The following is a 12,479-nucleotide window of genomic DNA, read 5'->3' on the forward strand; positions in this document are numbered from 1 at the left end:
AGTGAACACGCTTGAAGTCACTTCCGCAGACTACTACGGCAAAGGCTATCAGGACGTGCAGAACCGCGTCCCGAAGATCGAGAACACCATGAAAGACCTCGGCTGGAAGCCGCAGGTCACCATGGCGGATGCGCTCAAGCACATCTACGAAGCCTACCGCGGCCAAGTTGCCGAAGCGCGGAAATTAGTAGACTAAATCCTTAACCGCGAAGGCGCAAAGAATTCGATGACTTTGCGTACCCTTTGCGCTTTCGCGTCTTTGCGCTTATTCAGATGAAACTTGCCCTCAAGATCGACGTCGACACCTATCGCGGCACCCGCGAGGGCGTGCCGCGCCTGGTGGAACTGCTGCAAAAGCACGAGGCCGGCGCCACTTTCCTGTTCAGCCTCGGCACTGACCACACCGGCCGCGCCATCAAGCGGGTGTTCCGCCCCGGCTTCATGAAAAAGGTGTCGCGCACTTCGGTCTTGGCGCACTACGGCCTCAAGACCCTGATGTATGGAACCTTGCTGCCCGGACCGAACATCGGCAAGCGCTGTGCCCACATCATGCAGGCAGTGCAAAGAAACGGGTTTGAGGTCGGCATCCACTGCTACGACCACATCAAGTGGCAGGATTACGTGGCGAAAATGGATGCGCCCTGGACGGCGCGGGAATTGAAGCTGGCCTGCGACCGGTTCGAGAAGATCTTCGGCGAACCGGCCAAGGTCCACGGCGCTGCCGGCTGGCAGATGAACGTTCACGCCCTGCGCCTGGAACAGCACCTGGACTTCGACTATTGCTCGGACACGCGCGGCACCCATCCCTTCATCCCGATCTGGAACGCTGAAATCGTCGCCTGCCCGCAACTGCCCACCACCTTGCCGACGCTGGACGAACTCATCGGCGTCGGTGATATCACACCGGAAAAAGTTGCGCAGCACCTGCTCCAGCTCACCGAAAATCCGCCGCCCACCGGCCACGTCTACACCCTGCATGCGGAACTCGAGGGCATGAAGCTGGCCGGCGTGTTCGATGAACTGCTCGGCGGCTGGAAAGCGCAAGGTTACGAGCTGGTTTCGCTCAAGGATTACTTCGATGGGCTGAAGCTGGACGAACTGCCCCGGCACGAGGTGACGATGGGTGAAATCCCCGGACGCTCCGGAGTGCTCGCGTTCCAGGGCGACGAGTTTCTGGCCTGAGCGGTAGTTTGCTGCTTGATAAACGGCATTCGGTAATGGAAGACTCCCGATCTGAATGTGCCACTGGCCTTCTCTAGCCAGCGATAGCCGGGTTGTGCCAGGAAAGAAACATTCCGGTGCTTGCGAAAACCGAATCTGCTGGCGACTCGCTTGCAAATATATTGGCATCGGCTATCCATAAAGCAGGGGGTGCATCTTGAAACCCCTTTCCGCCGCCTTAACCACGGAAGCCCGCTCCGCCTTATGAATGATAGAAACCTCATGCTTTTCACGCTTAACGCAAGCCGTGCGTTTGGCGAGATGGTCAGCCAAAAGCTCGGGGTTTCTGCGAGTGAGCATGAGGAACGAGAGTTTGAGGATGGCGAGCATAAGTCCCGGCCCCTTGTAAACGTGCGGGGTCGAGATGTCTTTGTGGTGCAATCTCTGTACGCGGATACCCAGCAGAGCGTCAACGACAAACTTTGCCGCTTGCTCTTTTTCATTGGCGCATTGCGGGATGCCTCGGCGGGTAGCGTGACAGCCGTTGTTCCCTACCTGTGTTACGCGCGCAAAGACAGGAAGACCCAACCGCGTGATCCGATCACTACACGCTACGTTGCCAGCCTGTTTGAGGCTGTTGGGACGGATCGGGTTCTGGCCCTGGACGTGCACAACCTCGCCGCCTTTCAAAACGCTTTCCGGTGCCGTACTGACCACCTGGAAGCCAAGCCGCTATTTGTCAGGTATTTCGCGGCTCTTTTGCGAAGTGAGGAGGTTGTTGTCGTTTCGCCCGATGTGGGTGGAATAAAGCGAGCCGAGCAGTTCAGGCAAGCGCTGGCCCGCGCGACAGGCAAAACAGTATCTAGCGCCTTCATGGAAAAACAGCGCAGCAAGGGAGTGGTTTCAGGCGAGGCGATCGTCGGCGAGGTGAAGGACAAGGTCGCTCTCATTATCGACGACCTGATCAGCACGGGAACGACCATTCTGCGCGCAGCATCGGCATGTCGCAAACTCGGGGCGAAGAAAATCTATGCGGCAGCATCGCATGGCGTGTTCGTGGGAGCTGCCAATGAAGTCCTGGCGAACGAGGCGCTGGACAAGGTCATTGTAACCAACACGATACCGCCGTTCCGGTTGGTTTCGGAGGCTGCCAGGGCCAAACTGGAAGTCCTGGACGCCGCGCCGCTCTTTGCCGCAGCCATTACACACATCCACACGGGCGGGTCGATCGTGGATCTGCTGGAAGTATAGGCGGCTCAGAACCCGCGCGTGTAGGCATCCGCGAGACGCAGATATTCCCCTGCCAAGTTGTACCACTTTGATGGATTCCGCACTTCGGAATCCTTGATATGCCAAATTGAGATCTTCGCCCGCAGGGTTGCACGGTAGCTTTTGTAGAAATGCAACAGCTTCTCGGAAGGCTTGTCACCTGTATATTCGCTGTAGGTTTCGAGAAACGATTGCCCCACCGATGGTGCGCCCAGACGCTCGCATTCCATGGCGAGAAAGGCCAGCTCATCGGCGGTATCGAGAATGCGGAATTCGCGCCTGAATTCCAGGCAATCGATAATAACCGGCTCCGACCCGAGACAGATATGCTCGGGCCGGAGATCGCCGTGGGCCTCGATGATTCTTCCTTCACGCACTCGTTGGTAAAACAGCTCGGATTCTTCCTTTAAGAACGCGAATTGAGCTGAGGTGATTTTGCGGACCAGCTCTTCCGGCAGCCGATATATGGGATCGATCAATTCCCCTAGATTGGCGTTCACGTTTTTTTCGAACTGCTCTCTATATTCAGACTCACCAAGCTCGATTGACGGCGAGGCCCGATAGAATTTGGCTAGCGCAACCGCAGCCCGCCGCACATCGGCCGTTTCGACAATTCCCTGCTTGATCTCATGGTCGAGCATCTGATCAGTCGGAAGGCGGCGCATCTTGACAAGCCAATCAACCGCCTCGCCTTCACCGCCTATCTTCAGCGATCCAGCCGAGTCTATGGTAAGCGGCAGAATCCCCAGATAGATATGCGGTGCGAGGCGAGTGTTCAATCTGACTTCCTCCTCCGAATCCCGGCGCCTGGCTTCAACCGTGCTGAAATCGAGGAAGTCATACCGCACCGGCTTCTTGAGCTTATAGGCGTAGGCATCGGTCATGAACACCCAAGACATGTGGGTTTCGGCAGCTTCGACGTTCCGCGGCCTATCTGGGTAGGATTCAGGCCGCAGCAGGAACTGAAGCTTTTGATCAAGCGTGATATCGGTGCTGGTTCGCGTCAATTTACTTGTACCCTTTGGGTATAAAAATATCCGGGTTAAGGCCTCTTCTCAATCAAGCACACCGCCTGCGCCGCAATCCCCTCGCCCCGCCCGGTAAAGCCTAATTTCTCGGTGGTAGTGGCCTTGACGTTGATGCAATCCTTCGCCACATCCAGGTCAGCGGCGATATTCGCCACCATCTGCGCAATATGCGGCGCCATCTTCGGCGCCTGGGCGATGATCGTGGCATCGAGGTTGGCCACGCTCCAGCCCTTTTCCCTGAGCAGATGCACCACCTTGCGCAGCAGGCTGCGGCTGTCAATGCCTTTGTAGCACGGGTCGGAATCGGGAAAATGGCGGCCGATGTCGCCCAGCCCTGCCGCGCCCAGCAGGGCGTCGCAAATCGCATGGAGCAGCACGTCGGCGTCGGAATGCCCGAGCAGGCCGCGCTCGTAGGGAATGTCCACTCCGCCCACTATCAGCTTGCGTCCTTCCACCAACTGGTGGACATCGAATCCCTGTCCGACTCTCATGCCTTGGCTCCCGACAGTATCAGCTCCGCCAGCTTAACGTCCTGCGGATAGGTGACCTTGAAATTGGTGATGTCGCCCGCCACCAGTTTCGCCTGGAAGCCCATGCGCTCGACCGCCTGCGCCTCATCGGTCACAGACGCCCCTTCCAATAGCGACAATGCGCGCTGCAGCAGCCCGTAGCGGAACATCTGCGGTGTCTGCGCTTGCCACAAGCCGTCCCTCGGCTCGGTGCGCAACACGCGGTTGTCGGCATCGGCCCGCTTCAGGGTATCCGCCACCGGCACCGCCAGCAAACCGCCGAAGGGGTCTTCGCCGACTTCGGCGACCAGCCGGTCGAGCAACTCGCCGCTCAGGCCGGGGCGGGCTGCATCGTGCACCAGCACCCAATCTTCGAAACCGACCTCGCCCTGGATCTCACCCAGGCCGTTGCGCACCGACTCGAAGCGCTCCGCGCCGCCGCAGTAAAGCGGCGTCAGCTTGGCGGAGAAGGCGCTCCAATCGAAAGTCTGCCAAAGTTCATCGCCCGGCGCCAGCACCACATAAACCCGGCTGATCATGGGATGCCCGCACAGCGCGGCAACGGCATAATAGATCAGCGGCCGACCCAGCACGGAAAGATATTGTTTGGGTGTTTCGCCGCCCATGCGTGAACCTGAACCCGCGGCGGGAATCAAACTGTAATAATTTGGCATTGTTTTCTGGTAAGACTATCTTGAAAGTAGGGGTATCAGCCATATCTAATCGGCAAGGAGCTCACATGAAACAGGTTCGCCCCGCCGCCGTCGCCGGCGCCTTCTATACCGGCCAGGCCAACGCATTGGCCCTGGAAGTCGCCGCCATGCTCGAAGACGCGGCACAGCACCTGACAGCGCCGGCCACACTTCCCAAGGCAGTTATTGTACCCCATGCCGGCTACATTTATTCCGGCCCGGTCGCCGCCAGCGCCTATGCGTTGTTGCAGCGGGGACGCGGCGTCTACCGCCGAGTCGTGCTGCTCGGCCCGGTGCATCGCGTGCCGGTGCGCGGGCTTGCTCTGCCCGATACGGAAGGCTTCGCCACGCCGCTCGGCATCGTGCCTCTCGATCTGGAGGCGATGGCTCGCATCGCCGATCTACCGCAGGTGGTGGAATTCGGTCAGGCTCATGCCTGGGAGCACTCCCTGGAAGTGCAGCTGCCCTTTCTGCAAACCGTGCTCGACGACTTCAAGCTGGTGCCCCTGGCGGTGGGCGACGCGACGCCGCAGGAAGTGGCCGAGGTGCTGGAGCGACTGTGGGGCGGATCGGAAACAGTGATTGTGATCAGCTCCGACCTGTCCCATTTTCTGCCTTACCGCGAAGCGCAGAAGATCGACGGCATCACCGCCCAGGCAATCCTCGACCTGAGCTGGCCGCTGAGCCATGAGCAGGCTTGCGGCGGCACGCCGGTAAACGGCCTGCTGCTGGCGGCGCAGCACCACCATCTCAAGCCGCGCCTGCTCGATCTGCGCAATTCCGGGGATACCGCCGGCGACAAGAACCGCGTGGTCGGCTATGCCGCCTTCGCCTTCACCGAGGAGAACAGCCGTGCCCACTGAAAAAGGCCAAATTCTGATTCTGATTGCCCGCGCCACCATCTCTCAGGCGCTGGGGAAGTCGATGCAGCCACGAGAAGATGCCGCATGGCTCAAGGAGCTGGGCGCCTGCTTCATCACCCTGACCCAGCAAGGAGACCTGCGCGGCTGCATCGGCAGCCTGGAGGCGCACCGTCCGCTGCTGCTGGACGTCAAGGCCAACGCCTATGCGGCGGCTTTCCGCGACCCGCGTTTCTCGCCGCTGACGCTGGGCGAGCTGGACTATACTGAAGTCGAGGTTTCCCTGCTTTCCCCGATGCAGCCTATGACTTTCTGCGATGAACGCGAGGCGCTCGCCCAGCTACGCCCCGGTGTCGACGGCGTGGTGTTCGAGTTCGGCGCCTACCGCAGCACCTTCCTGCCGCAGGTATGGGAGCAGCTGCCGGAATGCGGGATCTTCATGGCCCACCTCAAGCGCAAGGCGGGGCTATCCCCGGATTTCTGGGCCAAGAATGTCAAACTGTCATGCTACACGGTGAGCAAATGGAAAGAATCGGAACTGATATGAACGTAAATTACCCGGCCCGCTGGTGGCACAAGCTCGACGACGGGCGCATCCAGTGCGACCTGTGCCCGCGCGACTGCAAGCTGCACGAAGGCCAGCGCGGCCTGTGCTTTGTGCGCATGGCCGAAGGCGGCCGGATGGTGCTGACCACCTACGGCCGCTCTTCCGGCTTCTGCATCGACCCGATCGAGAAGAAGCCGCTCAATCACTTCTACCCCGGCTCGAGCATCTTCTCCTTCGGCACTGCCGGCTGCAACCTGGCCTGCAAGTTCTGCCAGAACTGGGATATCAGCAAGGCGCGCGACATGGACCGCCTGATGGACGAGGCCTCGCCCGAGGCGATCGCCGTCGCCGCGGAGAAGCACGGCTGCAAGAGCGTTGCCTTCACCTACAACGACCCGGTGATTTTCGCCGAATATGCGATGGACACCGCCGATGCCTGCCACGCCCGCGGCATCAAGACCGTGGCGGTCACCGCCGGCTACATGCACGACCAGGCGCGGCGCGAGTTCTACGCCAAGATGGACGCCGCCAACGTCGACCTGAAAAGCTTCACCGAAGACTTCTACCACAAGCTCACCGGCGCCCACCTGCAGCCGGTTCTGGACACCCTGATTTATCTGCGGCGCGAAACGGACGTTTGGCTCGAGATCACCACCCTGCTCATTCCCGGCCACAACGACTCGGTCGAGGAGCTCACCGCCCTGAGCCGCTGGGTATTCAAGGAGCTGGGCGCAGACGTGCCGCTGCACTTCTCGGCCTTTCACCCCGACTACAAGATGATGGATGTGCCGGCCACACCTTCGGCAACGCTCTCCCGCGCCCGCCGCATTGCGATGGGAGAAGGGCTGCGCTACGTCTACACCGGCAACGTGCACGATCCCGAAGGCGACACCACCTATTGCCCGTCATGCAGGAAACCCCTGATCGAGCGCGACTGGTACCAGATCAACGCCTACCGCCTGACCGACGACGGCCACTGCCCGGATTGCGGAGCGGCGATTGCCGGGCGCTTCGAAAAATTTGCCAACCCATTCGGCGCGCGCCGCATTCCGGTGACGCTGCACGCCGCCTGACAAACGGGAGCCCCAACCATGAAACCAGCGAAATTCTCGAAGTTGGTCAACATCCCGGCCGGTGCCGTCAGCCTGGAGGGCATGCTGGATCTGCCGGAAAACGCGCCGGGCATCGTCCTGTTCGCCCACGGCAGCGGCAGCAGCCGCCTCAGCCCGAGGAACAACTACGTGGCGGGTGTGCTGCGCGAGGCAGGCCTGGGCACGCTGCTGATCGACTTGCTGACGAGGTCTGAAGATATGGATTATTCGACCCGCTTCGACATCCCGCTGCTGACCCAACGCCTGCAGGCCACAACCCGCTGGTTACAGAACGAAGAACGGACAAAATCCCTCGCCATCGGCTATTTCGGCGCCAGCACCGGCGCGGCGGCGGCCTTGCAGGCGGCGGCGGAAGAAGGCGGGAAAATCGCCGCTGTGGTTTCCCGCGGCGGACGCCCGGATCTTGCGGGAGAGGCGGCCCTGGGCGGCGTCACCTCCCCCACCCTGCTGATCGTAGGCGGTTTCGACGACGTGGTGATCGGGCTCAACCGGGAAGCCTATCGCTTCCTTCGCTGTGAAAAAGAATTGATCATCGTACCCGGCGCCACCCACCTTTTCGAGGAACCCGGCACGCTCGAGCAGGTGGCGAAACACGCTGCAGCCTGGTTCGGAAAATTCATGCCGCGTTCTGCCGCAGAATAGCGATAACCTCCTCGTCCTCCACCTGCGGGAAGTCCATATAGAACTGCCCGACCGCCTGGAACCATTCCGGCGTTTCCAGGCACACCACCTCGTCGGCATAGTGCGCGACCTTCTCCAGCGTATCGGGAGGCGAAACCGGCACGGCGCAAATCAGTTTTTCCGGCTTTTTCGCCCGCAGGGCATGCAGGGCAGAAATCATGGTCGCTCCGGTAGCGAGGCCATCATCGATCACGATCACGACGCGCCCAGCCGGGTCGATCGGCGGCCTCACCGGCGTATATTCGGCGCGGCGGCGACGCATGGTTTCCAGTTGTTCCCGCTTTTCAGTTTCGAGATATTCGGGCGAAGCACCCGCTTGTGCCGCGTAGTCCGCGATATAGGTCCAGCCGCTTTCATCCACGGAGCCAACGGCAAATTCAGGATTGTATGGTGCACGCAGTTTCCTCACCAGCACCACATCCACCTCGCCGCCCAATGCCTCGGCAATAATACCGGCCATCGGCACGGCGCCGCGCGGAATAGCCAGAACCAGCGGATTTCTGCCCTTGTAATCGGCCAGGCGCCCCGCCAAGCGGCGGGCTGCTTCATTGCGGTCACGGAATGGCATGATTGTCCCTTAAGAGCTTGTCCAGATTAAAGTTTAGTCATAGCGGCGAGACTTTTCTTGACGCGGCGGGCAGAATCATTAAAATACGCAAATCCCCCCATAAGTAAAAATGATGAGTTTCCACAAGATACCTCTTTATGGCGGACTATTGTTGCTCGCAAGCACGGCTTGGGCGGGCGAAACAGTCGAACCAGAAGTGCCGCAGCAGACCATGCTCTCCAGCTCGATCGACAAGGCGTCGGATATGCTGATGTATGCCCTGAGCCTGGTGGGGGTCAACTACAAGTACGGCGGAAAATCGCCCGACACCGGCCTGGATTGCAGCGGCTTCGTCAGTCACGTCTACAAGCAGGCCGCCGGCCTGATCCTGCCCCACAATGCCCGCGCTATCAGCATGTTCGGCCAGAAAATTGCGATATCCGAACTACAGCCCGGCGACCTGGTGTTCTATAACACCCTGCGCCATGCCTACTCCCATGTTGGCATCTATCTCGGCGAAAACAAATTCATTCACGCCTCGGTGACCGGGCGCGGCGTTGAAGTCGTCAACATGAATGAAAACTACTGGGTCAAGCGCTTCAACGGCGCCCGCCGCGTGGTCACTTCCCGTTTGCCTTTTGCAGCTTCGAACGAATAAGCGGCAGCGCGGCTAGCGCCGCCTTCTCCCCTTCCATGATGGCCAGATGCTTCTGGTCGAACTCAGTTGGACCGATCATGCCGGTTTGCGGCCGGATCACCACATCCGCCTCGGCCAGTTCATAGTGCCCGATGGTCTGCCCCATGATGCTGAAGGCCTGCAGGAAGATGTCGATGGTATCGTTCACCTTGGCATAGCGCGGCTTGCTGGAAATATCCACCGCGATCACGATATCCGCCCCCATGCCACGTGCAGCCCTGACCGGCACCGGGCTTACCAGCCCGCCATCGACATATTCCTTGCCGCCGATATTGACCGGCTGAAACACCCCGGGAATGCTGCTCGATGCACGCACCGCCATGCCGGTGTTGCCGCGCCGGAACACCGCCATCTCGCCGGTTTGCAGCTCGGTGGTGACGGCAGCAAAGGGTTTGTTCAAGCGCTCGATGGGGCGGTTCTGTAACGCCTTGTTGATGAAATTCTGCAGCATCTCCCCCTTGATGAAGCCCCGGTCGGGCAAGATCCAATCCCCCACGCTTTCCTGTTCCAGCTGGAAAGCGATTTTCTGCAGCTCGAAACCGGTGTAGCCACCGGCATACAGCGCTCCGACCACGCTGCCGGCGCTGGTGCCCACCACCATGTCCGGCACGATGCCGTGCGCCTCCAGCGTCTTGATCACGCCGATGAGGGCAAACCCGCGCACCGCGCCACCGCCCAGCACCAGTGCGACTTTCGGTGCCGGCAGTTTGGGCGCGGGCTGAACTTTGGGGACGGACGCATCCATTGCCCCAGGCGGGGTGGCGCAACCGGAGAGTATCAGCAGGCAGAAAACAAGTGCAGCGACAAAGCCTTTGTGCATATAAAAAAACCGTGATTATCTAAAACGTTTAATTGTAATGAATATTCCTGCACTAAGACATTAACGGCCGATTTTTTTGCGGTTCGGCTTATCGTTTTTTTCTCCCCGAAAAATTATTCTTGCAAATGCGAATTGTTATCATTAATATTGATACATGTTTATCGACAACAGAGGGAAAGCATGAAGATCGTGATAGATGCATGGCTCGAAAGGAAGGACCCGCAAATACGTTTTCTCGACGGCGACAACGCCTCCGTGCTGATGCAGGTGGGCCCGGCGCTCACTCGGCAGCTGCTTGGGCATGGCGAAATCAGCGTCGAGGACCTGCAAAACCCGCTCAACCACGATCTTGCATCCCTGGTTTTCAGGATGCTGGGGATCCCCGTCGCCAACGAAGTGTTTTGACCTGCTGACCAATATTAATTATTTAACGAAAGGAAACTCATGAATCACCAAGCCCGCACACTTGCCGCCTCGCTCGCATGCCTTGGCGCCGCCCTGACCTTCTCGGCCCATGCCGTGGAATACCCGATCGGCACCCCGCAGCAACGCAACGGCATGGAGATCGCCGCCGTCTACCTGCAGCCGGTCACCATGGAGCCGGACGGCATGATGCGCAAGGCCGAGGAATCCGATGTGCACATGGAGGCCGACATCCGCGCGATGTCCAGCAACCCCAACGGCTTCGAGGAAGGCGCCTGGATGCCCTACCTGGTGATCAAATACGAGGTTACCAAGCAAGGCAGCAACGAAAAGATCGCAGGAGACTTCATGCCGATGGTGGCCAACGACGGCCCGCACTACGGCGACAACGTCAAGCTCAAGGGGCCAGGCAAATATCACGTTAAATACATCATCTCCCCGCCTTCCGCCAATCCGCACAGCCATTTCGGCCGCCACACCGACCGCCTGACCGGTGTCCGGCCATGGTTCAAGCCGTTCGAGGTGGAGTACGAATTCACCTATGTCGGCATCGGCAAGAAGGGGGGCTACTAACATGCCACCCTTCAGCCCCGGCAAGCTGGCGGCGGCCCTGGCCGGCATCATGCTGACCAGCACTGTCCCCGCCTTTGCCGCAGACTCTTCCCAGGCGGAACTGCTGAAAGAACTGCACCGCCTGAGCGAGCGCCTGGAAAAACTGGAGGCACATAACGCCGCACTGGAAAAAAAGCTGCAAACCCCGCCAGCCGAACCGGAAGCGGAATTGGCGCAGCGGGTCAAGGCGCTGGAAGAAAACAACGCCAAGCTGGAAGCGGCCCTGGAAGACGACCGGCTGAGCGAAAACCAGCCCGAGATGGCAACTCGCCTCAAAGCAGTGGAGATGCAAGCCCTCAACATGCAAAAACCGGCACGCACGGTGGAAGCGCTGGACGGCGTCACCGCTGGCGTCAGCTTGACCACAGTGGCGCAACGCGCGGGGGGAGCACCCTCCGGCACCGATATTGCATCGAGCCAGCTCAACTACCGTGGCGACATCTCTGTCAGCCTGCCCATGCCCAAGATCGGCGACACTGACAGCAAGATTTTCGCCCAATTCCGCATTGGGCAGGGCAACGGCTTGAACGCGCTGCCCTCGGTATTCGCCAAGCCCAACGCCAGCGCGTTCCGCGCATCGGGCGGCAATCCGGATGACAGCGTAGCCATTCTCGGCCAAGCCTGGTACCAGGCCACCATTCCCCTGCCATTCGGTGGCTTCAAGCCTCGCTCGCGGGAAAGCATGGAGATCAATTTCGGCAAGATGGACCCGTTCGCGTTCTTCGACCAGAACGCCGCCGCCAACGACGAAACTCGCCAGTTCCTCAACACCGTGTTCGTACATAACGCGCTACTCGATGCGGGCGGTGACATCGGCGTGGACGCCAACGGTTTTTCGCCGGGGGTGCGCGTTTCCTATCTGAACGAAAAGGAGAAGCTCGAAAAGTGGCGCCTCTCCCTTGGTGTGTTCGGCGCGGGCCGGGGTGCCAACTACACCAAGTTCTTCGGCTCCCCGCTGGTAATCGCCCAAGCCGAAACCCAGCAGAAGTTCTTCGGCGGACTGACCGGCAATTACCGCCTCTATGCCTGGAACAACGGCCAGGGACCGGATTATGACGGCGCCGCCAGCTCTCACAGCGGGTGGGGGGCAAACTTCGATCAGCGCATCGGCGACAGCATCACCGCATTCGGCCGCTACGGCCAGGGGAGCAAAGGGAAGCTGCGCTTCGACCGCGCCGTTTCGCTGGGCGCGGAGTTAAGCGGCAGCGATTGGAGCCGCGGCGGTGACGCCATTGGTCTTGCCTTCGGCGCGCAGCGCATCAGCGCCAATTTCCGCAACGACTCGACGACTCTGGACGCAAACGGCGACGGGACACCGGATTTCGGCTACACCGCGCAAGGTTGGGAGAAGATATCGGAGCTTTACTACCGCTACCGCATCAACAAGCAGTTCGAACTGTCGCCGGACTTCCAGTTGATCCAGAACCCGGCAGGAAACGGTGCCGCATCGAGCGTGAAGATTCTCGGGCTGCGGGCGCAATTGATGTACTAAGTTTAAGGTGCCGGACTGTAACTGGCGGT

The 12,479-nt window shown here is 60.0% G+C and carries 15 protein-coding genes and 1 pseudogene; 11 read left to right on the forward strand and 5 right to left on the reverse strand.

The features are described 5' to 3' along the window. From VMV64_RS07935 to VMV64_RS07945, 3 genes and pseudogenes are all read left to right on the forward strand, one after another. Positions 1-196 (forward strand): annotated as a pseudogene (locus tag VMV64_RS07935) (bifunctional UDP-4-keto-pentose/UDP-xylose synthase); the annotation flags it as partial. Positions 197-273: 77 nt separating this feature from the next. After that, the gene (locus VMV64_RS07940; RefSeq protein ID WP_325329417.1) at positions 274-1,182 is read left to right on the forward strand and encodes a polysaccharide deacetylase family protein; all 909 of its coding nucleotides are present in this window, start codon (positions 274-276) and stop codon (positions 1,180-1,182) included. 243 nt (positions 1,183-1,425) lie between these two features. Next, entirely contained in the window at positions 1,426-2,412 is a 987-nt protein-coding gene (locus VMV64_RS07945) for a ribose-phosphate pyrophosphokinase (RefSeq protein WP_325329418.1), read from the forward strand. Between the two features lie 5 nt (positions 2,413-2,417). Here VMV64_RS07945 and VMV64_RS07950 read toward each other — a convergent pair whose 3' ends face one another. Genes VMV64_RS07950 through ispD form a run of 3 tightly spaced genes read right to left on the reverse strand, consistent with a single transcriptional unit; the run spans position 2,418 to position 4,641 of the window. Next, positions 2,418-3,437 carry a hypothetical protein gene (locus VMV64_RS07950; RefSeq protein WP_325329419.1) on the reverse strand — a complete coding sequence of 340 codons (1,020 nt, stop codon included), beginning with the start codon at positions 3,435-3,437 and terminating at the stop codon, positions 2,418-2,420. A gap of 35 nt (positions 3,438-3,472) precedes the next feature. Continuing rightward, a complete protein-coding gene (gene ispF / locus VMV64_RS07955; protein ID WP_325329420.1) occupies positions 3,473-3,949 on the reverse strand; it encodes a 2-C-methyl-D-erythritol 2,4-cyclodiphosphate synthase in 477 nt (158 codons plus the stop codon). After that, positions 3,946-4,641, reverse strand: coding sequence for a 2-C-methyl-D-erythritol 4-phosphate cytidylyltransferase (gene ispD / locus VMV64_RS07960; RefSeq protein ID WP_325329421.1), 696 nt, complete (start codon positions 4,639-4,641; stop codon positions 3,946-3,948). The genes ispF and ispD overlap by 4 nt, the downstream gene beginning before the upstream one ends. Positions 4,642-4,706: 65 nt before the next feature. Between ispD and amrB the strand changes: the two genes are divergently transcribed. Genes amrB through VMV64_RS07980 form a run of 4 tightly spaced genes read left to right on the forward strand, consistent with a single transcriptional unit; the run spans position 4,707 to position 7,820 of the window. Next, complete coding sequence (gene amrB, locus VMV64_RS07965) at positions 4,707-5,522, forward strand: AmmeMemoRadiSam system protein B (RefSeq protein WP_325329422.1); 816 nt, start codon at positions 4,707-4,709, stop codon at positions 5,520-5,522. Next, the gene (gene amrA / locus VMV64_RS07970) at positions 5,512-6,066 is read left to right on the forward strand and encodes an AmmeMemoRadiSam system protein A (protein WP_325329423.1); all 555 of its coding nucleotides are present in this window, start codon (positions 5,512-5,514) and stop codon (positions 6,064-6,066) included. The genes amrB and amrA overlap by 11 nt, the downstream gene beginning before the upstream one ends. Next, a complete protein-coding gene (gene amrS / locus VMV64_RS07975) occupies positions 6,063-7,139 on the forward strand; it encodes an AmmeMemoRadiSam system radical SAM enzyme (protein ID WP_325329424.1) in 1,077 nt (358 codons plus the stop codon). The genes amrA and amrS overlap by 4 nt, the downstream gene beginning before the upstream one ends. Positions 7,140-7,157: 18 nt before the next feature. Beyond that, positions 7,158-7,820 carry a dienelactone hydrolase family protein gene (locus VMV64_RS07980; RefSeq protein ID WP_325329425.1) on the forward strand — a complete coding sequence of 221 codons (663 nt, stop codon included), beginning with the start codon at positions 7,158-7,160 and terminating at the stop codon, positions 7,818-7,820. Here the strand turns inward: VMV64_RS07980 and VMV64_RS07985 are convergent. Continuing rightward, positions 7,795-8,427, reverse strand: a complete 633-nt coding sequence (locus tag VMV64_RS07985) for a phosphoribosyltransferase (protein ID WP_325329426.1) — start codon at positions 8,425-8,427, stop codon at positions 7,795-7,797. The genes VMV64_RS07980 and VMV64_RS07985 overlap by 26 nt on opposite strands. 109 nt (positions 8,428-8,536) lie before the next feature. On the opposite strand from VMV64_RS07985, the gene VMV64_RS07990 reads away from it, so the two are divergent. After that, complete coding sequence (locus VMV64_RS07990) at positions 8,537-9,064, forward strand: C40 family peptidase (protein ID WP_325329427.1); 528 nt, start codon at positions 8,537-8,539, stop codon at positions 9,062-9,064. Here VMV64_RS07990 and VMV64_RS07995 read toward each other — a convergent pair. Continuing rightward, a complete protein-coding gene (locus VMV64_RS07995) occupies positions 9,027-9,923 on the reverse strand; it encodes a patatin-like phospholipase family protein (protein WP_325329428.1) in 897 nt (298 codons plus the stop codon). The genes VMV64_RS07990 and VMV64_RS07995 overlap by 38 nt on opposite strands. 180 nt (positions 9,924-10,103) lie before the next feature. Between VMV64_RS07995 and VMV64_RS08000 the strand changes: the two genes are divergently transcribed. Genes VMV64_RS08000 through VMV64_RS08010 form a run of 3 tightly spaced genes read left to right on the forward strand, consistent with a single transcriptional unit; the run spans position 10,104 to position 12,450 of the window. Beyond that, positions 10,104-10,328, forward strand: coding sequence for a hypothetical protein (locus tag VMV64_RS08000; RefSeq protein WP_325329429.1), 225 nt, complete (start codon positions 10,104-10,106; stop codon positions 10,326-10,328). Positions 10,329-10,367: 39 nt separating this feature from the next. Continuing rightward, complete coding sequence (locus VMV64_RS08005) at positions 10,368-10,919, forward strand: iron transporter (protein ID WP_325329430.1); 552 nt, start codon at positions 10,368-10,370, stop codon at positions 10,917-10,919. 1 nt (position 10,920) lies between these two features. Continuing rightward, positions 10,921-12,450 carry a carbohydrate porin gene (locus tag VMV64_RS08010; protein ID WP_325329431.1) on the forward strand — a complete coding sequence of 510 codons (1,530 nt, stop codon included), beginning with the start codon at positions 10,921-10,923 and terminating at the stop codon, positions 12,448-12,450. Positions 12,451-12,479: the final 29 nt, after the last annotated feature.

Source organism: Sulfuricella sp. (genome assembly GCF_035531155.1).
Taxonomy (GTDB): Bacteria; Pseudomonadota; Gammaproteobacteria; order Burkholderiales; family Sulfuricellaceae; genus Sulfuricella.